This window comes from Marinomonas lutimaris (assembly GCF_019426345.1).
GTDB classification, from domain to species: domain Bacteria; phylum Pseudomonadota; class Gammaproteobacteria; order Pseudomonadales; family Marinomonadaceae; genus Marinomonas; species Marinomonas lutimaris.
In genome coordinates this window covers 13,617-32,985 of the sequence record NZ_JAHLLW010000004.1, presented here as the reverse complement: position 1 = coordinate 32,985, position 19,369 = coordinate 13,617, and the positions used below count along the sequence as shown (strand labels likewise).

The following is a 19,369-nucleotide window of genomic DNA, read 5'->3' as shown; positions in this document are numbered from 1 at the left end:
ATGAATCTTTCACTCAATGTAAAACAACTGTGTTTTACATTGAGTGAAATGCCTTCCGATGTTATTATTTTCCCCCGTCCTGAAGGTATATTGTTATGTGCTTTCAAATCTCATTTTTTTATATTTTAAGGCGGGTTAAACACTCATGGCGACACGATATATTTTCGTTACAGGTGGTGTAGTTTCATCTCTTGGTAAAGGTTTGGCAGCAGCATCTCTGGCCGCAATCCTTGAATCTCGTGGTCTAAAAGTCACCATGTTAAAGCTAGATCCATACATCAACGTGGATCCAGGCACCATGAGTCCTTTCCAGCACGGCGAAGTATATGTCACAGAAGACGGCGCTGAAACTGATCTAGATCTTGGTCACTACGAGCGTTTCATCTCAACTAAAATGGGCAAACGCAATAACTTCACCAGTGGTCGTGTTTATCAACATGTTCTTAAAAAAGAGCGTCGCGGTGAATACCTTGGTGGAACCGTTCAAGTAATTCCTCATATTACAGATGAAATCAAACGTCGCGTTATTTCTGGTGCCGAAGGCTCAGATGTTGCTTTGGTTGAAATCGGCGGTACGGTTGGTGATATCGAGTCACAACCTTTCTTAGAAGCTATTCGTCAGTTAAAAGTAGAATTGGGTCCACGTCGCGCATTATTTATGCATTTGACTTTGGTTCCTTATATCCGTACTGCTGGCGAAACCAAAACCAAGCCGACTCAGCATTCTGTAAAAGAGCTTCGTTCTATCGGTATTCAACCTGATATTCTTATTTGTCGTTCTGAAGTGTCTATTGAAGCGCCAGAGCGTAAGAAAATTGCTTTGTTTACCAGTGTTGAAGAACGTGCGGTTATTTCTCTTCCCGATGCCGACACTATTTACCGTATTCCACAAATGTTGAATGACCAAGGCTTAGATAGCTTGATCGTTGAATATTTTAATCTAGATTGCGATATGCCAAATCTAGACATTTGGAACAAGGTAACTCAGGCTAAATTGAACCCTGAGAAGCAAATCAATATCGCCATGGTTGGTAAATACATGGAGTTGTTGGACGCTTATAAATCCTTGATTGAGGCAATGGATCACGCTGGTATTCATGCCCGTACAAAAGTGAAATTGCACTATATTGACTCCGAAAGCATTGAAGAAAAAGGTACGGAAGTACTGAAAGGAATGGACGCAATTCTCGTTCCTGGTGGTTTCGGTGAGCGCGGTGTTGAAGGTAAAATATTAACTGCTCAGTATGCTCGTGAAAACAAAGTGCCTTACTTAGGTATTTGTTTGGGTATGCAAGTAGCAGTAATCGAATTTGCTCGTAATGTGGCAAATTTAGCCGGTGCGCACAGCACCGAGTTTAATTTAAAAGCAGAGAACCCAGTTGTTGGTCTGATTACAGAATGGACTAATGCAGAGGGTTCCAAAGAAATCCGGTCAGAGGAATCCGATCTAGGTGGCACCATGCGTCTTGGCGCGCAGAACTGTAATCTTACTGAAGGCACAAAAGCGTTTGATGCTTACGGTAAAGCAGTCATTAAAGAGCGTCATCGCCATCGTTATGAAGTGAACAACTTTTATGTTGATGCATTGGAAAAAGCAGGTTTGACGATTTCAGGTCGTTCAGAAGACAACTCCTTGGTAGAAATGATTGAGATTGCTGATCATCCATGGTTTGTTGCTTGTCAGTTCCATCCAGAATTCACTTCAACACCTAGATATGGACACGGCCTGTTCAGTGCCTTTGTACATGCGGCACTTAAATACGCAGGAAAAGAAAAATAAATAGAGCCCCTCGCACGACTACTGTGCTTGCCAATACTTTGTTAAAAATAGACTCAAAATGCTCATTTATAATTTATAAACTCCGCTTTTTCGTCTATTTTTGCCTCGTCTTGGCTTCGCTCGTAACATCGTGCAAAGGACTCAGTCGTGCAAACAGGCAGTTTGTGATTTTTCATTTATTTTAAGAGGTTTGTTATGAGTCAAATCGTTGATATTAAAGCCAGAGAAGTTTTAGATTCTCGTGGTAACCCTACTGTTGAAGCTGATGTTATTTTGGCCGATGGCTCCGTAGGTTCAGCGTGTGCACCGTCTGGTGCCTCTACCGGTTCTCGTGAAGCTTTAGAATTGCGCGATGGCGACAAAAGTCGTTATCTAGGTAAAGGCGTATTAAAAGCGGTTGCAGCGGTTAACGGTCCAATCCGTGATGCTTTGATCGGTAAAGATGCCCTTGCTCAAGCTGAACTTGATCACATTATGATTGATCTTGATGGCACAGAAAACAAATCTACTTTTGGTGCTAACGCTATTTTAGCGGTTTCTTTGGCAGCGGCGAAAGCGGCAGCGATTTCTAAGAAAGTGCCATTATATGCTCACATTGCAGACATCAATGGTACACCAGGCGTTTACTCTATGCCTGTACCTATGATGAACATTATCAATGGTGGAGAGCACGCAGATAACAACGTTGATATTCAAGAATTCATGATTCAACCCGTTGGTGCACCAAACTTCCGTGAAGCTTTACGCTACGGTGCTGAAATTTTCCATGCACTGAAAAAAGTATTGAGTGATCGTGGTTTAAGTACTGCGGTTGGTGATGAAGGTGGTTTTGCACCTGATTTGTCTTCTAATGCTGAAGCCTTAGCTGTTATTAAAGAAGCGGTTGCTGCTGCAGGCTACGAACTAGGTAAAGACATTACTTTGGCGATGGATTGTGCTGCCTCTGAGTTTTACGACAAAGAAGCAAATATCTACGACCTTAAAGGTGAAGGTAAAAAATTCACCTCAGAAGAGTTCAACTTTTTCCTACAAGACCTTACTAAGCAATATCCAATTGTTTCTATCGAAGATGGTCTTGATGAGTCTGACTGGGATGGTTTCGCACATCAAACCAAACTAATGGGCGATAAAATTCAGCTAGTGGGTGATGATCTTTTCGTTACTAATACTAAGATTTTGCAGCGTGGTATCGATAACGGTATTGCTAACTCAATCTTGATTAAGTTTAACCAAATCGGTTCTTTAACTGAGACATTAGCGGCCATTAAAATGGCAAAAGATGCTGGTTTTACGGCTGTTATCTCTCACCGTTCTGGTGAAACAGAAGATGCGACGATTGCTGATCTTGCAGTTGGTACAGCGGCAGGTCAAATTAAAACGGGTTCTCTATGCCGTTCTGACCGTGTTGCTAAGTACAACCAATTGCTTCGTATTGAAGAGCAATTAGGTGGTAAAGCACCTTATAAAGGTCGTTCTGAGATCAAAGGTCAGGCTTAATATCGCTTGATTTTATAAAGGGAGAACTTGGTTCTCCCTTTTTTTATTTTTTTTTGCTTCAATTCCTTTGATAATGAGGAATGTATTTTTTAGATGTTGAGGGTGTTATATGGCACGTTTGTTAATTTTCTTCTTTGTCTGTGCCGTGGGCTATCAATCTTATCATTTGTATTTTGGTGAGCAGGGTGTTAAGCGACAAGAAGAACTGGCAAAGCAGATCGCCTATCAAGAGCGTATTAACTTACGTCTGAAACACCGTAATCAAGCCCTTAGAGCGCAAGTACATGATCTCCGCCTTGGGGAAGAGGCGGTAGAAGAGCATGTTCGTAGTGAACTTCAATACATAAAAGACGGTGAAGTGTTTTATCGGATGGTGAATAAAAAATGATCAAGCCTTTGTGGGTTATCATTCCCGCAGCGGGTGTTGGGCAGCGTATGCAAGCTAATTGCCCAAAACAATACCTCTCTCTTGCCGGACAAACTATCTTAGACCGCACTATCGAAATCTTTATTTCGCATCCGCTTGTTGCTGGTGTACTGATTGGTGTGGGTGAAAATGATGCCTATTGGCCAGATTCAAAATGGCAGCAGCACGATTTGGTTCATAGCTTTATTGGCGGTAAAGAACGAAGTGATACTGTACAGAAAGGTCTGCGTTATTTATTGGATACGGTAGACGCAATGCAGCAAGAGGTTTTGGTGCATGATGCCGCGCGCCCTTTGTTAAGCCAAGCTGCGCTGAATCGAATTATTCATCATGCCTCTGATCAAGGTGCGTTATTGGCAATGCCAGCAAAAGATACGGTGAAGCTTCAGGTATCAGATCAACCGTCGGTTGATGCCACACTTGACCGAAGTGCTATTTGGTTGGCGCAGACGCCACAGAAATTCCCTGCCCAAGCGTTATTAGAGGCATTGGAGCAAGCTCAAGCACAAGGCGTCATGGTGACAGATGAATGCTCTGCAATGGAATTTGTCGGCTGGCATCCTGATCTTGTTATTGGAGAAAGCAGTAATATTAAAATTACTTTACCTGAAGACCTGCTGATCGCAGAAGCACTTTTTTCTTATCTTTTAGGTTCTAATCTTTCTAATTCAAATAGTTCAAGTTTAAACAGTAAGTGCAATTCATAGCACAGGAGTAACTATCATGACGCCTTTTCGTATTGGCCATGGTTTTGATGTTCATAAATTTGGTGAGGGCGATCACATTGTTATTGGTGGCGTTTCTATCCCTTACTCTCAGGGCTTGATTGCTCATTCTGATGGTGATGTTGCACTGCATGCTTTGACCGATGCCTTGTTAGGCGCTGCGGCATTGGGGGATATTGGAAAGCATTTTCCAGATACCGATGTGGCTTTTGCAGGTGCGGATAGTCGGATTTTGTTAAAGCGCGCTTATCAGGAGGTACGGGCTCTCGGTTTTTGTGTGGGCAATATTGACGTCACTATTATTGCTGAAGCACCTAAAATGCGTCCTTATATTGATGCTATGCGAGCAAATATAGCCGAAGACTTAGCGGTGGATATCAGTGCTGTGAATGTAAAAGCAACGACGACGGAAAAGCTTGGCTTTACTGGTCGAAAAGAAGGCATCGCTGTCGAGGCGGTTGCTCTCATTTTTAAACAGGATCAAATATGAATACCGAATGGCGATACGCTTGGTCAAAGCCGACGGTTACCGGGGATTTGAAAACCCATGTACAAGATTTTTATGTTGAAGAACAGCTAGGTTTTGAACCTGATGGCAAAGGTGAGTTTTGTTTTGTGTTTATTGAGAAGGAAGGGGTGAATACGGATTTCCTCGCCAAGCGCTTGGCTCAAATTGCTGGTATTGCTCCGAACAAAGTGACTTACAGTGGTGTAAAAGATCGTCATGCTTGTACGCGCCAATGGTTTTGTTTGCATGTGTTAAATCAAGAACCTGATTTATCGACCATTCAGGAAGCGTTTAGAGAGCCAGAGAGTGTACGTGTAATTGCGCAGTTGCGTCATTCTAAAAAGCTTCGTACAGGCGCACATTTGGCTAATCGTTTTGTGATTAGATTACGTGGTGTTCATGGGGATTTAGACGAGCTAGAAGGGCGTTTAAATCTCATTCAACAGGCTGGCGTGCCGAATTATTATGGTCCTCAGCGTTTTGGGATAAACGGTAATAATTTGCACTACGGCAAGGACTTTGTTTTAAAAGGGCGGCAAAGTCGCCACAAATTATCAAAAACAGAATCCTTTTGGTTATCAGCTATACGTTCTTGGTGTTTCAATGAGGCGCTAAGTGATCAAGTTGAAAATGGTATGTGGATGCGTTTATGTGATGGCGATATTGCTCAGTTTCAGCATAAAGATGAGCAGTTTCGAGTGAAAGAGGTGGATGCCTTGATGCACTTGAGTGTAATGCGTGGCAGCGTAAGTCCCGTTTTGCCTATGATTAGTGAAGGTTGGGAGGCTGGTACTGGCCATCAGCGTGAACGAGTGATGAAAGCGTCTTTATCTGAGCGAATGGATTTAGTGGATGCCTTAATTGCTTTTGATCTTTCTAGAGATAGCCGACTGGCGCGCCTTGTGCCAATGAATATGGCGTGGGAATTGCTTAGAGAGAAAGAAGGGAGTGCGCAGTTAATCGTGGAGTTTTCTTTACCTAAAGGGTGTTTTGCGACCAGCCTATTGCGCGAAATGATAGATTATACGGATAAGTCAGTAGAGAAATATCATGAGAATATTGATCGCGAATGATGATGGTCTTGATGCGGTTGGCATACAAACATTGGCTAGGTATTTACGCCCAAAGTATGACCTTTTAGTGGTAGCGCCAGATCGTAATCGCAGCGGCGCTAGTAATTCTTTGACTTTATCCCGCCCTATACAGCCTATTGAGGTCGAAGAAGGGCAGTATCGTGTCGATGGTACTCCGACAGATTGTGTCAACCTTGCACTGTCTGGAGTGATTGATGGCGATGTGGATTTGGTCGTTTCAGGGATAAATCACGGTGCTAACTTAGGTGATGATGTTATTTATTCTGGTACGGTTGCTGCTGCTATGGAAGCGCGTCATTTAGGCCGTCCTGCTTTGGCAGTGTCACTGGTTGGTAATCAGCATTTCGATACAGCTGCGAAGGTTATCATGCAGCTTTTAAAAGACTCTCATACCCTTGAGTTACCGGTTGGTATTTTATTGAATATCAATGTCCCTGATGTCCCATATAGTGAGCTCAAAGGAATACAGGTGACACGTCTTGGTTATCGCCATAAAGCACAGGCACCTATTTCTGCTCAGCATCCTAGAGGCTTGCCTAGCTTTTGGATTGGTGCCTTGTCTGAACCTCATGATGTTTCTGAAGGAACAGACTTTTGTGCAGTAAACAATGGTTATGTTTCTATTACGCCAATTCATACGGATATGACTTGCCATGAAGCTAAATTACCTCTTAATAAATGGACCGACACAATAACGCTATGAGCCTGCACGATCTCAACTGGTTAGTTTCACATTCTGAATCCAAAGCCTCTAAGATGGTTGATCAGCTTAGAGATCATGGGATTACACATGAAGAATTATTAGCTCTTATGGGCTCTATTCCTCGTCATGAATTTGTGGAACCTGCATTTTCGCACCTGGCTTATTCAGCAACGCCACTTCCTATAGGTCGCAATCAAACCATTAGCCAGCCGCTTACCGTAGCGAGAATGACCGAATGGCTTTTAGCCTACTCTAGGCTTGGTCGCGTGTTGGAAATTGGCACTGGATCTGGTTATCAAACTCGTATTTTGTCGCATTTTTTTAATAAAGTTCATACCATCGAGCGTCACGAGCCGCTTTATGTACAGGCTAAAAAACGTTTGTCATCAATGGGTATTAAAAATGTCGAGTACTTATTTGCTGATGGGCAGATGGGTTGGCCTAATAAAGTAGAGATGGATGCGGTTATTATTACCGCAATGGCAAGTAAAATTCCGTTAGCCTTGACGGATTGCCTGAAGCAGCAAGGTATTTTAATTATGCCGATTGATCATCCTAGTCCACAGATAGGCTGTTGGCGTAAAGAGGGTGATCGTTGGAAGTGCTTAGGGACAGAGCCTGCTTACTTTGTACCCTTATTAGAAGGAATGGAACATGCCTAAATGGCTTAGAGTATATTTGAGTGGCGTGTTAATGGGCGCTGCAGATGTTGTCCCTGGTGTTTCTGGTGGGACGATTGCTTTTATTGTGGGCGTATATGATCGACTTATTAACGCATTGAGTGGTGTTAATAAGGCGAGTTTGGCTATGTTATTTAAAGGTGATGTAAAAGCCTTATGGCGTCATTTTGATGGCGGTTTTTTATTGCCATTAGGCGCGGGTGTTGTCACTAGTATTTTTCTACTAGCAGGCTTGATTACACATCTTTTAGCTGTATATCCAAGTTATCTGTGGAGTTTCTTTTTTGGACTTATCTTGGCGTCAGCTTATTTCTTGATTAACCAGATATTAGGATTCTCTTGGCGTCATTTTTTTGGGCTTATTGTTGGAGTGGCTGTTGGCGCTAGTTTGTCATTACTAGTACCTACCCAGTTAAATACATCCTATGTCATGGTTTTTTTCTCTGGAATGATTGCCATTTGTGCAATGATTTTGCCAGGGATCTCAGGTAGTTTTCTGTTGCTGATGATGGGGATGTACGGATTTATCTTATCAGCAGTTAAGAGTATGGATTTTGCTGTCATCTTTACTTTTGCTGTAGGTGCTCTGATTGGCTTGTTAACCTTTTCTAAAATTCTTCATTATTTGCTAAATCATGTAAGGTCTATGACTTTGTCGTTTCTTACAGGTGTTATGCTGGGGGCTCTGGTAAAAGTGTGGCCTTGGAAAGTGACGGATGCGTGGAGTTTGGTAGGTGACAAAAAGCTACCATTAGAAGAGCACCTCGTATTGCCTTGGGGGCTGCCAAACTATTATTGGCCGACTGATTTTTTGCTGCCAGTAGTGTTTGTTTTTATAGGCTTTTTGAGTGTGATTCTTATTTCTTACATATTTTTACGAAATTCGACAAATAGTAATAATTAATTTGAATTGGATATTGGGGTAAAGAATTATCTTCCGTTGCGTCTTTAAAAATCATGATTTTTCATCGCTAACTTGGTTAATAAGTCGGCTTGTTTTTTTGTGTTTTTTGCTGTCTGGATGCTCTTATGAAGTGTTGCATTATTCTGCAAAAAATAATCGAACTTATGCTTCAAATAATGCCAGTGTATCTTCTATTCCATCGTCTGGTTTTCATCGTGTTCAAAGCGGTGAGACCTTGTTTTCTATCGCTTTTCGCTACGGTTTGGACTATCGCGAGCTTGCAAAATCGAATCGTATTGATCCGCCTTATACTATTTATCCTAAGCAAAAAATTCGTTTGAATGGTGTTCAAAATACGGCGTCCTCAGCCACAAATAGTTCAACATCTTCTATCCCATTAATTGTATCAACTCCTAAAAATACAACACCCAAATCTGATCCAGTTGTTGCAATCAAAGCGCCTGAAAAATTGTCAAAAAGCGACACGAAAGACGAAAAAATATCGGGTAGTTGGTCTTGGCCTGTTGATGGAAAAGTTTCTAGGGGGTTTTCAAATGCTGGCGTTAGTAGTAAAGGTATAGATATAAAGGCTGAGAAAGGAGCGCTCGTCAAAGCTGCAGCAGATGGAACAGTTGTTTATGCTGGCAGCGGTCTTATTGGTTATGGCAATCTCGTTATTGTAAAGCACAATGATGTTTATCTTAGTGCTTACGCCTATAACGAAAGGATACTAGTAAAAGAAAAGCAAAATGTTCGGGCAGGAGACTCCCTTGCTGTCATTGGTGGTAAGGGGGAGGATAGACCGCTACTTCATTTTGAGGTTCGTCGTGATGGGCAGCCTATTGATCCGTTGGATGTTTTGCCCAAAATAAATTAAGCGAAATTAGCGTTTTAAGGAGGGGACATGAAGTTTGCAAGCATGGATAAAGAAGCAGCTAAGGTTTCGAATATTGGAGATTTTGACCTTGATACAGTAGACGACGAGCTGGTGGGTGATGAGCTTGTTGATGAGGAAATGATTGATGAAGAATTTGAGTCCGCAGTAAGCGCTCGTTATGCTGAAGCTGATTCAAGTCGTAATCTTGATGTGACTCAGTTGTATTTGAGCGAGATTGGCTTTTCTCCATTGCTTACTGCGGAGGAAGAGGTATATTTTTCTCGTCTTTCTCTAAAAGGTGATCAGAAGGCGCGTAAGCGCATGATAGAAAGTAATCTACGCTTGGTGGTGAAGATTTCCAGGCGTTATCTAAATCGGGGGCTATCTCTACTGGATTTGATTGAGGAAGGTAACCTTGGTTTGATTCGAGCGGTGGAGAAGTTTGATCCAGAGCGAGGGTTCCGGTTTTCAACGTATGCGACATGGTGGATACGGCAAACCATTGAGCGCGCTATCATGAATCAAACACGAACTATTCGTTTGCCCATTCATGTAGTGAAAGAACTTAATGTCTATTTACGAGCAGCTCGTGAGCTCACTCAAAAGCTAGACCATGAGCCTAGCGCTGAAGAAATCGCTGAAATGTTAGATTGTCCTGTCGAAGATGTGCAAAAGATGTTGGGCCTTAACGAAAAGGTTAGCTCCATTGATGCGACATTCGGCGGAGAAAATAATGACAAGAGCCTAGTTGAAATTTTAGCGGATACTATTCATCAAGGCCCAGAAGCAGATCGCCAAGACGGTGACGTCCTGCACAGTATTGAGCTTTGGCTTGATGAGTTGAGTGAGAAGCAGTGTGAGGTTATTACACGTCGTTTTGGCTTGCGTGGACATGAAGCTAGTACGTTAGAGCATGTTGGCGCTGAAATTGGTTTAACTCGTGAACGTGTTCGTCAAATTCAAGTTGAAGCGTTGCGAAAACTACGCTTGATTATGGATAAAGAAGGTTTGTCGTTGGACGATGTAATTCGTTTTGATGACTAGGTTTTCGACCAAATATAGAACTTAAAAAAACCCGCTTTAAGCGGGTTTTTTTGTGTCTTGTTTTTAATCAAGCTATAACCCGTTATCTTCTTGCTCTTCTGGATTGGTGATTTCAAGAATATGTTGATGGATTTGCTGTTTGTACTTATCAGACATGCCTTTTACCTCATAGGCCAAGATTTCTTTGCCATTATCTTCAATCACTTCTGGAAGGCCTGTGAAAACACGATTCTGGATATGGGATAATGTGAAAATATCATCACTAATGACTAATTTGTTAATACTTTCTGATTCACTTAGCTGATGAATGTTGCTTAAAAGATTTTCTATTTTATCTGGCTCGAAACGATTTTCTTTTACCATATTGGTGACTTGGATGTTGCCTTGATGCATCCCTAAATGAAAGTTTAGTTTAGGGATGTCAGTATAGAGTTCATTTTCCAATAACTTATCGACTAAGCCCAAAAATAGTTGTGCAGTGCTAACGGCATTTATATAAAGGTTATCTTCAGAGTTATGCGCACTGAAAAGTACGATAGCAGAATCATTTTTGTATTGATGGACTTGGCCTAAGTAGACTTCGCTCGCTTGAAATATTGCTCGATATATCGGTGTTAATAAGTTGGCTACTTGCAGTGGCGTCATGTCTTTATGCCATTCTTCTAAATTAAGAATATCAAAATAGAGTACACAGCTGCGTTGTCTTGATTCTTCAAAGATGGCATCGAAGTTTATTTCAAATTGAGGTTTTACCACTGGCGAGATGGTTTCTTCCGTCTTGACAGGTTGTTCAATCGCTTCTTTTGGTCGTTCTATTGATTGTATTGTTTCAACTGCTTGAAATAGTGCTTTAGCTTCTTTGTATGCAGGTACTGGTAAATCGTTTGGTTTCCTGCCTTTGCTATAGTGAATCAGGGCGGAAGAGGCTTCATTAATTGGTGCAAAAAGCCATTTTGTAATTAAGATGATTAGCAATAATGCAATCGTACAAGTAAATATGGCCACGCCAATTAATAAGTTGTTGAGATGCTGTAATGTTGCTTGAGCGGGAGTTTTGTCTAACGTAATTAATACGTGACCGACGATTTCGTCTCGGAACTTAATGCTGGAACTATACACTCTGTGGGTTTCACTAGGTCGAAAGTCTTGTTCAGATTGCATACCTGAATTACCACTATCCGCTTCAGCCAGTAGCTCGTCTTTTTTGTTATAGACTCGAGCACTCAGAATATTGTCATCGACAACGAGACGGTTGAGCAATACATTCAAGCTTAATAAATCATTGTTTAAGATAGACTGTGTAGCGTTGAAAGCGGCTTGAGTTGCTAGGCTGCTGCCAAGTACTTCGGTTTGCTGAGATAAATAATTGCCTAGCGCATGGGTCATCGTGTACCAGAAAATACACACAGTGAGGATCATGAGCGAGATAAAGGTGGCAACGGTGATGACTGATGCACTCAGTTTTTTGCGTATAAAAGCAGCGATAGCCTTGGTTTTCGATTGGGTGTCCATTCATTTCCTTCGGGTAACTCAAATGACAGTAACTAAAGTATACACATCATAACGGCCGTTTTCTGAATTCTTTAAAGTAGAACAGGTGCTTAGCGAAAAGAAAACGATTTGTTATAGTAGGCGTCTTATCGAATTAGGAGCGTTTATGTCTGCCAGTATTACTCTTATTGGTTCTTTGAACCCTGAATATCTTGAAAAATTTAACGCTTGGTTAGACGTACGAGGTCTGCAAGGGGCAATTCGTTTATTGACGGATGCTCAGGATACCGTTTCTGTGGCACAAGTTATGGTTGGTGATGGTGTAATGGATAGCGCTGCCATTCGTGCCGAGCTGTTAACCTTATCTAATGACACCGGAATTGACCATATTTATCAGACGACAATGCTAGATATTAAAGCATCAGGTATTGCTGTGTTCGATATGGATTCAACCCTGATTAAAGCAGAAGTAATGGATGAGCTTGCTGTCGAAGCCGGTATTGGTGAGCAAATTTCCGCTGTTACTGCGAGCGCTATGCGTGGTGAAATCGATTTTGTTGAAAGTTTTGTGCAGCGCTTAGCTTTGTTAAAGGGGTTGAGTAGCGAGGTCATGGATGGTGTTTATACTAGAATCCAGCACATGGATGGTATTTCAACCTTGATGAAGGTGTTACATCATTATGGTTGGCATACAGCGATTTTATCTGGCGGTTTTACCTATTTTGCAGATCGTGTTCAAGCAGAATATGGTATGTCTGAAGTGCATGCGAACGTGTTAGAGATTCAAAACAATGAACTAACAGGTAAGCATTTAGGTGATATTGTCGATGGTGAGCGTAAGAAGCGTTTGTTGACGAATATTGTGGCTGAGCAAGGCGTTGATTGGCAACAGACGATTGCTTGTGGCGATGGTGCTAACGATTTGCTGATGTTAAATCATGCGGCTTTAGGTGTGGCTTTGCATGCTAAGCCTTTGGTTCGAGAGCAGGCACCATGTCCTATGAATAACCTTGGTCTAGAGGGGATTTTATATTTATTAGGTATGACATCTGAACAAATTAGAGCGTTGTCTGTTTAGTCATTCATCATCAGGCGTCATTTGTTAAGGTGCTAACGTAATTTTTTGTACTTGCGATAGAGACAGCTATTGTCCCCTTTAAAAGCTTGTTATGATTCTTAGTTATAATGATAACAAGCTTTGTTGGGGTGTTGTTTTGTCAGAAATACGTTTGTCTGATATAGATTTGAATCTGCTGTATGTTTTTCAGGTTTTAATTGAAGAGCTGAATGTTACCAAAGCGGCCACGCGACTTAATGTTTCTCAGCCAGCTGTCAGTCGTTCACTATCTCGACTACGTGATGTATTCGATGACCCATTGTTTATACGCACCTCTCATGGCTTGTCTGCTACTGCTAAGACTCAAGGCTTGTCACCACTTTTAGCAGATACGTTAAAGGGCCTCGAAAGTCTTATACAGCCGAGTAAATTTACTCCCGAAAATAGTAAACGTCGGTTTATTTTATCGACTACTGACTTTGGCACTCTAACCGTTTTGCCTAAAATTCTTGACCAATTTCGGCAAAAAGCCCCTGATGCTATCTTGGATGTAAAGTCTTGGAATGAAGATATGGTGGCTGAATTAGATCAAACGAGCATTGACGTAGCGGTCGCTGTTTTGTCTAAGGAGCCTCCAGCTGGTATTCGAGCAATGCGCTTAAAGAGCGATCGTATGGTGTGTTTAGCGCGTAAAGGTCACCCTAGCATTCAAGGTGAATTAACCTTAGAAAGCTATTTGCAAGCAAGTCATGTGCAAGTGGTGTTAGGTCGTCGAGAGTATTTCGCTGTTGATCGAGAATTAGATAAATTAGGACATAAGCGTCATGTTGCTGTGCATTTGCCTAATTTTGTGCCGGCCGCAAGAGTGGTAATGGACAGTGATTTGTTACTGACTGTTCCAAAACTTTTTGCTGAAGATATGGCGGCAACGGTATCTGAAATAGTGGTATATGAGCTGCCATTTGCTTCGCGTGAATTTGATTATTCGATGATTTGGCATGAACGCTTCCAACATGATGCCGCTCATGTTTGGTTTCGAGGATTATTAAGGCTGGCTTTTCTTGAGGCCTCTGCTTAATTTAAAATTTTTGACGCTTAACAAGGTGAACTTGATAAGCGAGTAATCCACTCTTTTGTTAATACTTCTACTAAGCTGTAGCGTCTAAGTGTCATGGCTTCTTCTAAATCTGCAAAATTCTCGTCTAGGTAGTCGTGAAGGATTTTGTCCCTTAAAGCGATGAGAGATCTAATTTGTTCCGCCTGTTCATAGGTAACATCTTTATTCGCAATAAGCGCGTTTAGAACCTCTTTACGTGACGAGATCTCGGTTTTGTAGTGGTGTTTTAGAACATAGCGAGCAAGATCTAGCATAGAAGCGACAAGTAGCTGAAAAGAATGCTCAATCACCATATTTTCATCTTTTGAATACGTGATAGTTCTCGCACCCTTTCTAAAAGCATCGAGTCGCTTGATCATCGCGTGCTGATGTTCATATAGGGATGTTTCCCATTCTACGTCTCTCATATTCTTTGCCTCTTTTGAGTGCTAATTGATTTTAGTATCTTTCAAATCAAGAGAACCAGCATACTGATTTTTCAGCATGCTGGTTCTCTTAGTCTAGGTGAGTTATGAAGAAAGAGGAAAGTTAGAAAGCAGAGAAAGGATAAAAAGGATAGGAATGACCGTACTCTACTTGTGTATTGGCTTTTACGTGCAAGTAACCTTGGCTTTCAGCCGCAGCGAGAAGCGCACCAGAGCTTTGTTGTGGATGCGCATAAGCTAATCCATCTTTTCCAATGAAAACTCGTAAGAACTCGTCTCGTTGGATCGTTTTGTTACGGTTGAAGCCTGCATCGACATGATAAGACTGGGGGAGTTCAGCAATTTGACCGGAACAAATAGACAGCAAAAGTTGTGCGAACCAATGATAAGTCACTAAGGTCGAGCTTGGATTCCCAGGTAGCCCAAGGAAGGGGACACCCTGAAGTGTTGCATGAACGAGTGGCTTGCCTGGCTTAATGGCAATTTTCCATAAATGTACTTTTCCTAGCTTTTCTAAGGCACCTTTCACATGATCTTCCTCACCGACAGAAACACCGCCAGATGACAGAATAACATCGCAGGATTGTATCAAGGTTTTTAGGGCCGCTTTAGTGTCTTCTACTGTGTCTGCTGCGTGAATACAGTGGCTGACATTATGGCCTGCTTGAGTGACAAGCGCGCTTAACATTGGACCGTTTGAGTTGTAGATTTGCCCAGCTTTTAGATTATCGCCGGTAGGAATCAGCTCATCACCTGTTGTTAGTATTCCGACATTGAGTTGCTTGTAGACGATAACTTCAATGATCCCAAGGCTAGACAAAAGGCCAATGTGTATTGGCGTGATTTTTTCACCTGATTTAACGACCGTTTGGCCGATCTGCATATCTTGCCCTAACGGTCTAATATTGTCGCCAGTCGTCGGCTGTTTACTGAAGATGACTTTGTCACCTTCAAGCTCGGCATTTTCTTGCATTATCACGGTATCTGCGCCACTTGGGATATTCGCACCAGTGAAAATACGCGCACAAGTGCCCGGCATTAAAGGCTTAGGGTGTTGGCCGGCTGCAATTCGTTGACTAACGTTAAAGCGCTTACCAGCGTGCCAATCAGCACAGGCAAGAGCGTAGCCGTCCATCGCACTGTTGTCGTGAGGAGGAACTGATATTCCTGCGATAACGTCCGTTGCGAGAATGCGTCCAACTGCGTTTATAAGGGGGATTGTCTGCTGTTCCACACGAATGCTAGCGCTGCGCTTAATTTCTTCTAGAGCATCTTCAAAGGCAAGTAAAGTAGACATGTAAACTATGCCTCATGTTGGTTTGTTGTGTATGGGCCAATCAACATGCTGACAAAATTACAGGGTCTATGAGAGGCATTAAGTTGCTCTTCTAAAATACCATTCCATGCTGTTTTGCAGGCACCGGTAGAGCCAGGCAAACAGAACACCAGTGTTTGGTTAGCTAATCCAGCAATCGCGCGCGATTGAATGGTGGATGTGCCGATTTCTGTATAAGAAATTTGTCTAAATAGTTCACCAAAGCCTTCGATGGTTTTATCAAATAGTGGCGTCATGGCTTCTGGAGTGCTGTCGCGTGAATAAAAACCTGTCCCGCCAGTGATCAAAACCACGTGGGTTTGTTTGTCGGCAATCCAGTTTGATACGACGGCGCGCATTTGGTAAACATCGTCTTTCACTAGCTTTCTTTCATTGAGTGTGTGACCAGCCTTAGTCAACAGTTCAATTAGAGCGTCACCGGATGTGTCTTCTGCAATAGATCGAGTATCAGAAACGGTTAAGACGCTGATATTTAGTGGACGAAAAGGTGTCGGTGTTTTAGCCATGGGAATTCCTTGTTTAGCCTCCTGTAGCGCTCATAAAGCGTAAAATTTGCGGGGCTTCATCGAGATTAAAATGATGTTTTTCAGGTTTGAGTGCTAGTGCTTCAATAATCGCGTTTTCTAGTTCTGTTGAATTATGGTTTTTTGAATCTAATGGCGTTGAGCAATATGAGCTATTGCGCAGTACGGTTTTTAAATCTTTTGCATGTTCATTGCCGAGGCAGAGTAATAAACGGCCTTCAGCTGTCAGCCTGACGCGATTACAGGTATCGCAAAAGTTATGGCTGTGTGGCGAAATCACACCGATTTTGTGGTCATAACCTGCTACCTGATAATAGCGGGTTGGGCCGCTTGTGGTTGACGAGCTTGGCGTGAGTTTATAATGTCTGCCAAGCGTATTGATGACGTCGTCACTAGACAAGTAAGTTGCTGCTCGGTTATGGTCAGTGATAACGCCAAGCGGCATTTCTTCTATAAAACTGATGTCCATTTTTCGTTCTAAGGCAAATTGAGCCAGATCAAAAAGCTCATCATCATTATGATTTTTAAGCATCACACTGTTAATTTTTAGGCGTTTAAACGGCAGTTTGCTGGCAGCTTCTATGCCATCGATAACTTGTTGAAATTTATCTCTGCGAGTTAAGGCGTAAAATCGTTCTGCTTTAAGGGTATCAAGGCTGATGTTGATACGCGATACACCAACATCGAGTAGGCTTTGTGCCATTTTATAAAGTTGAGAACCGTTGGTGGTAATGGTGAGTTCTTCTAAGCCTTCAGTATTGGCTATTTGCTCAATTGCCCAAAGGATATTTTTGCGTACTAAAGGCTCGCCACCCGTAATTCGAATGCGCTTGGTGCCCATAGATATAAAGGTTTTGGCCACGTGAACAATTTCTTCTAAAGACAATATATGGTCTCTAGGCATGAAAGTGACATCTTCATCCATGCAATAGGTACAGCGAAAATCACATCGGTCAGTGACGGAAATGCGTAGGTAGTCTATTTTTCGACCAAATGGATCGATTAAAGCGGACGTTGACAAGAAAAATTACCCTTTATATATAAGTGTTCATCAAAGCAAAAAAATGCCTATTTAGCAAAGCGCTAGAAAAGATTTCGATAAGATTTTTAATATTATTTTAGTTTATGATGGTTTTATTCAGGTCGTCACTGAAAAAATGGCAAAACATGGATAATCATATACATAGGGGGAAATGGTGAATCAAGTCGTTAATCATCTAATCGGTTTGTTAAAGCTGGAGCGTGTGTCTGCGACTCAGTTTATTGGTCGTAGTCAGGATATCGGCTTTCCCAAGTTATTTGGTGGTCAGGTTATTGGTCAAGGCTTGAGTGCGGCCACTCAAACAGTTGAAGGGAGATTTCCGCACTCTCTACATTGTTACTTCTTGCGTCCAGGGGATTCTTCTCACCCAATTGAATATGAAGTGGAAACAGTTCGAGATGGTCGCAGTTTTAGTGTTCGTCGAGTGATAGCTTCGCAATTTGGTAAAAGTATTTTAGCGATGACAGTCTCCTTTCATATTGAGGAAGAGGGGTTAGTTCATCAGGATGCTATGCCAAATGTTCCAGGTCCTGAGTCATTTAAGTCTGAGCTATCGCTCTATCGTGAGCATGCCGATGAGATTCCATCGAAAGTTAGGGATTTGTTCACGGCGGATCGACCTATTGAATATCGAATCGTTGAAAATCAAAACCCTTTTCGACCAAGACCTGGAATTGCAAAACGACATATGTGGATTCGTAGTGTGTCCGCTCTGCCTGATGAGGCGTTAATTCATCAGTCTATGCTGGCTTACACGACGGACTATGGCTTCATTGAAACTGCCTTGATGCCTCATGGTATTTCAATTGGAAGCCCTTACCTTACAGCAGCGAGTTTGGACCACGCTATCTGGTTTCATCGTCCATTTAGATTAGATGAATGGCTACTTTATGTAGCGGATTCGCCATCGGCAAGTTCTGGCAGAGGGTTTGTGCGCGGTCAGATCTTCAATCAAAAAGGTGAGTTGGTGGCATCCACTGCTCAGGAAGGTTTGTTGCGCTATTCCAAATAGGAGTTAAGGCTTGTGTTGCTTTAATGCCCAGACAATGTGCTCTTTCACTAAATCAGAAGAGTGAGAGAGTGCTTTTTCTAGTGTTTGGATAGTTGCTTCATTACTTGGGGCATTGCCAAGCGCGACAGCGATATTACGGCGCCAGTTTTCAAATCCCGTGCGACGAATTGGGGAGCCTTCAGTATTTTTTAAAAAGGTTGCTTCGTCCCATTCAAACAGCTCAATCAGATCGGCAGAATCCAAATTGTGTCTTGGTTGAAAATCTTCTTCTTGGGTATATTTTGCGAATTTGGTCCAAGGACATACTAGTTGGCAATCGTCGCAGCCAAAAATACGGTTCCCCATTTTACTGCGTAGGTCTTCTGGAATAGAACCTTTGTGTTCTATGGTCAGATAGGAAATACATTTTCCAGCATCAAGCACCCAAGGTTCCACAAAGGCATCAGTAGGGCATTGTGTCAGGCAGGCTGTGCAACTACCACAGTGTCTAGTTTCAGTAGCCTTATCGACAGGAAGCGGCAGGTTAGTAAATATTTCACCGAGCAAAAACCAGCTGCCCGCTTTTGGCGTTAGTAATAAGGTGTTTTTGCCAATCCAGCCCATGCCGGCTTGTTCCGCAATTTGTCTTTCCAGAATAGGCGCGCTATCTACAAAAGCTCTGTAGCCATGATCGCCAACTTGTTGCTCTATTTTCTTAGCCAGTTGAGTAAGGCGTTTGCGAATTAATTTATGGTAGTCGCGCCCCAAGGCATAACGTGCAATATAGGCTTTGTCTTTGGTTTTTAGTCTTTCGACTGTTTTGACCGATTGGGGAAGGTAATGTATGCGAAGTGAGATGACACGGCGCGTCCCTGGATGGAGTTGCTCTGGGTAAAAACGCATGTCGCCATGATTGGCAAGATAGTCCATACCTGCATGGTATTGGTTATTCAGCCATTCATTAAATTCATCTTTGTATTGCGCTAGATCAGGCTCGACAATACGGGCTTCGGCAAAGCCCAATTCAATTGCCCATGATTTGATGTCATCAGCAAGTTGGCTTAATTCTTTTGGGCTGGATAAAGACGAAGGAAGCAAGGGAGTACCAAAACATTGGACGCTAGGCTAAAAAGCAGCCTAGCGTGAA

The 19,369-nt window shown here is 42.3% G+C and carries 20 protein-coding genes; 14 read left to right on the top strand and 6 right to left on the bottom strand.

What is annotated here, in order from left to right:
- Positions 1–145 precede the first annotated feature (145 nt).
- From pyrG to rpoS, 11 genes are all read left to right on the top strand, one after another.
- A complete protein-coding gene (gene pyrG / locus KPL72_RS06505; RefSeq protein WP_212918099.1) occupies positions 146–1,780 on the top strand; it encodes a CTP synthase in 1,635 nt (544 codons plus the stop codon).
- Positions 1,781–1,975: 195 nt separating this feature from the next.
- Positions 1,976–3,277 (top strand): phosphopyruvate hydratase, encoded by a 1,302-nt coding sequence (gene eno / locus KPL72_RS06500; RefSeq protein ID WP_212918100.1) that lies wholly within the window; start codon positions 1,976–1,978, stop codon positions 3,275–3,277.
- A gap of 109 nt (positions 3,278–3,386) precedes the next feature.
- Positions 3,387–3,665: a septum formation initiator family protein gene (locus KPL72_RS06495; protein ID WP_012069014.1), complete on the top strand. Its 279-nt coding sequence runs from the start codon at positions 3,387–3,389 to the stop codon at positions 3,663–3,665.
- Entirely contained in the window at positions 3,662–4,411 is a 750-nt protein-coding gene (gene ispD, locus KPL72_RS06490; RefSeq protein WP_219702241.1) for a 2-C-methyl-D-erythritol 4-phosphate cytidylyltransferase, read from the top strand. The genes KPL72_RS06495 and ispD overlap by 4 nt, the downstream gene beginning before the upstream one ends.
- A gap of 16 nt (positions 4,412–4,427) precedes the next feature.
- On the top strand, positions 4,428–4,919 hold the full coding sequence (ispF, locus tag KPL72_RS06485; protein WP_212918102.1) for a 2-C-methyl-D-erythritol 2,4-cyclodiphosphate synthase: 492 nt from the start codon (positions 4,428–4,430) through the stop codon (positions 4,917–4,919).
- A complete protein-coding gene (truD, locus tag KPL72_RS06480) occupies positions 4,916–6,010 on the top strand; it encodes a tRNA pseudouridine(13) synthase TruD (protein ID WP_219702240.1) in 1,095 nt (364 codons plus the stop codon). The genes ispF and truD overlap by 4 nt, the downstream gene beginning before the upstream one ends.
- Positions 5,988–6,734, top strand: coding sequence for a 5'/3'-nucleotidase SurE (surE, locus tag KPL72_RS06475; protein WP_219702239.1), 747 nt, complete (start codon positions 5,988–5,990; stop codon positions 6,732–6,734). Before truD ends, surE begins: the two co-directional genes overlap by 23 nt.
- Positions 6,731–7,396 (top strand): protein-L-isoaspartate(D-aspartate) O-methyltransferase, encoded by a 666-nt coding sequence (locus KPL72_RS06470; protein WP_212918105.1) that lies wholly within the window; start codon positions 6,731–6,733, stop codon positions 7,394–7,396. Before surE ends, KPL72_RS06470 begins: the two co-directional genes overlap by 4 nt.
- Positions 7,389–8,318, top strand: coding sequence for a DUF368 domain-containing protein (locus tag KPL72_RS06465; RefSeq protein WP_219702238.1), 930 nt, complete (start codon positions 7,389–7,391; stop codon positions 8,316–8,318). Before KPL72_RS06470 ends, KPL72_RS06465 begins: the two co-directional genes overlap by 8 nt.
- A 130-nt stretch (positions 8,319–8,448) precedes the next feature.
- Positions 8,449–9,195 carry a peptidoglycan DD-metalloendopeptidase family protein gene (locus KPL72_RS06460; RefSeq protein ID WP_346729496.1) on the top strand — a complete coding sequence of 249 codons (747 nt, stop codon included), beginning with the start codon at positions 8,449–8,451 and terminating at the stop codon, positions 9,193–9,195.
- Positions 9,196–9,222: 27 nt separating this feature from the next.
- On the top strand, positions 9,223–10,239 hold the full coding sequence (gene rpoS, locus KPL72_RS06455; RefSeq protein WP_212918107.1) for an RNA polymerase sigma factor RpoS: 1,017 nt from the start codon (positions 9,223–9,225) through the stop codon (positions 10,237–10,239).
- A gap of 72 nt (positions 10,240–10,311) precedes the next feature.
- Here the strand turns inward: rpoS and KPL72_RS06450 are convergent, their stop codons facing one another.
- Entirely contained in the window at positions 10,312–11,751 is a 1,440-nt protein-coding gene (locus KPL72_RS06450; protein ID WP_219702237.1) for an AhpA/YtjB family protein, read from the bottom strand.
- Between the two features lie 145 nt (positions 11,752–11,896).
- Here KPL72_RS06450 and serB point away from each other — a divergent pair, with 145 nt between their 5' ends.
- Positions 11,897–12,808, top strand: coding sequence for a phosphoserine phosphatase SerB (gene serB, locus KPL72_RS06445; protein ID WP_219702236.1), 912 nt, complete (start codon positions 11,897–11,899; stop codon positions 12,806–12,808).
- 91 nt (positions 12,809–12,899) lie between these two features.
- Positions 12,900–13,865 carry a LysR family transcriptional regulator gene (locus tag KPL72_RS06440; RefSeq protein ID WP_219702235.1) on the top strand — a complete coding sequence of 322 codons (966 nt, stop codon included), beginning with the start codon at positions 12,900–12,902 and terminating at the stop codon, positions 13,863–13,865.
- Between the two features lie 17 nt (positions 13,866–13,882).
- On the opposite strand, the gene KPL72_RS06435 is transcribed toward KPL72_RS06440, so the two are convergent.
- The 4 genes from KPL72_RS06435 to moaA form a co-directional block, all read right to left on the bottom strand.
- Entirely contained in the window at positions 13,883–14,311 is a 429-nt protein-coding gene (locus KPL72_RS06435; RefSeq protein WP_212918111.1) for a HepT-like ribonuclease domain-containing protein, read from the bottom strand.
- 121 nt (positions 14,312–14,432) lie between these two features.
- The gene (locus KPL72_RS06430; protein WP_219702234.1) at positions 14,433–15,626 is read right to left on the bottom strand and encodes a molybdopterin molybdotransferase MoeA; all 1,194 of its coding nucleotides are present in this window, start codon (positions 15,624–15,626) and stop codon (positions 14,433–14,435) included.
- 5 nt (positions 15,627–15,631) lie between these two features.
- Complete coding sequence (gene moaB / locus KPL72_RS06425) at positions 15,632–16,171, bottom strand: molybdenum cofactor biosynthesis protein B (RefSeq protein WP_212918113.1); 540 nt, start codon at positions 16,169–16,171, stop codon at positions 15,632–15,634.
- 13 nt (positions 16,172–16,184) lie between these two features.
- Positions 16,185–17,210, bottom strand: coding sequence for a GTP 3',8-cyclase MoaA (moaA, locus tag KPL72_RS06420; protein WP_219702233.1), 1,026 nt, complete (start codon positions 17,208–17,210; stop codon positions 16,185–16,187).
- Between the two features lie 175 nt (positions 17,211–17,385).
- Here moaA and KPL72_RS06415 point away from each other — a divergent pair, with 175 nt between their 5' ends.
- Entirely contained in the window at positions 17,386–18,243 is an 858-nt protein-coding gene (locus tag KPL72_RS06415; RefSeq protein ID WP_219702232.1) for an acyl-CoA thioesterase, read from the top strand.
- A 3-nt stretch (positions 18,244–18,246) separates the two neighbouring features.
- Here KPL72_RS06415 and queG read toward each other — a convergent pair whose 3' ends face one another.
- Positions 18,247–19,320 carry a tRNA epoxyqueuosine(34) reductase QueG gene (gene queG, locus KPL72_RS06410; RefSeq protein WP_219702231.1) on the bottom strand — a complete coding sequence of 358 codons (1,074 nt, stop codon included), beginning with the start codon at positions 19,318–19,320 and terminating at the stop codon, positions 18,247–18,249.
- Positions 19,321–19,369: the final 49 nt, after the last annotated feature.

Coding starts and splice junctions, on each gene's coding strand:
- KPL72_RS06440 (WP_219702235.1), top strand. CDS start 12,900: ATGATTCTTAGTTATAATGATAACAAGCTTTGTTGGGGTGTTGTTTTG.
- truD (WP_219702240.1), top strand. CDS start 4,916: ATGAATACCGAATGGCGATACGCTTGGTCAAAGCCGACGGTTACCGGG.
- KPL72_RS06450 (WP_219702237.1), bottom strand. CDS start 11,751: ATGGACACCCAATCGAAAACCAAGGCTATCGCTGCTTTTATACGCAAA.
- eno (WP_212918100.1), top strand. CDS start 1,976: ATGAGTCAAATCGTTGATATTAAAGCCAGAGAAGTTTTAGATTCTCGT.
- KPL72_RS06435 (WP_212918111.1), bottom strand. CDS start 14,311: ATGAGAGACGTAGAATGGGAAACATCCCTATATGAACATCAGCACGCG.
- KPL72_RS06470 (WP_212918105.1), top strand. CDS start 6,731: ATGAGCCTGCACGATCTCAACTGGTTAGTTTCACATTCTGAATCCAAA.
- surE (WP_219702239.1), top strand. CDS start 5,988: ATGAGAATATTGATCGCGAATGATGATGGTCTTGATGCGGTTGGCATA.
- serB (WP_219702236.1), top strand. CDS start 11,897: ATGTCTGCCAGTATTACTCTTATTGGTTCTTTGAACCCTGAATATCTT.
- ispF (WP_212918102.1), top strand. CDS start 4,428: ATGACGCCTTTTCGTATTGGCCATGGTTTTGATGTTCATAAATTTGGT.
- KPL72_RS06495 (WP_012069014.1), top strand. CDS start 3,387: ATGGCACGTTTGTTAATTTTCTTCTTTGTCTGTGCCGTGGGCTATCAA.
- pyrG (WP_212918099.1), top strand. CDS start 146: ATGGCGACACGATATATTTTCGTTACAGGTGGTGTAGTTTCATCTCTT.
- KPL72_RS06430 (WP_219702234.1), bottom strand. CDS start 15,626: ATGTCTACTTTACTTGCCTTTGAAGATGCTCTAGAAGAAATTAAGCGC.
- ispD (WP_219702241.1), top strand. CDS start 3,662: ATGATCAAGCCTTTGTGGGTTATCATTCCCGCAGCGGGTGTTGGGCAG.
- KPL72_RS06465 (WP_219702238.1), top strand. CDS start 7,389: ATGCCTAAATGGCTTAGAGTATATTTGAGTGGCGTGTTAATGGGCGCT.
- moaB (WP_212918113.1), bottom strand. CDS start 16,171: ATGGCTAAAACACCGACACCTTTTCGTCCACTAAATATCAGCGTCTTA.
- rpoS (WP_212918107.1), top strand. CDS start 9,223: ATGAAGTTTGCAAGCATGGATAAAGAAGCAGCTAAGGTTTCGAATATT.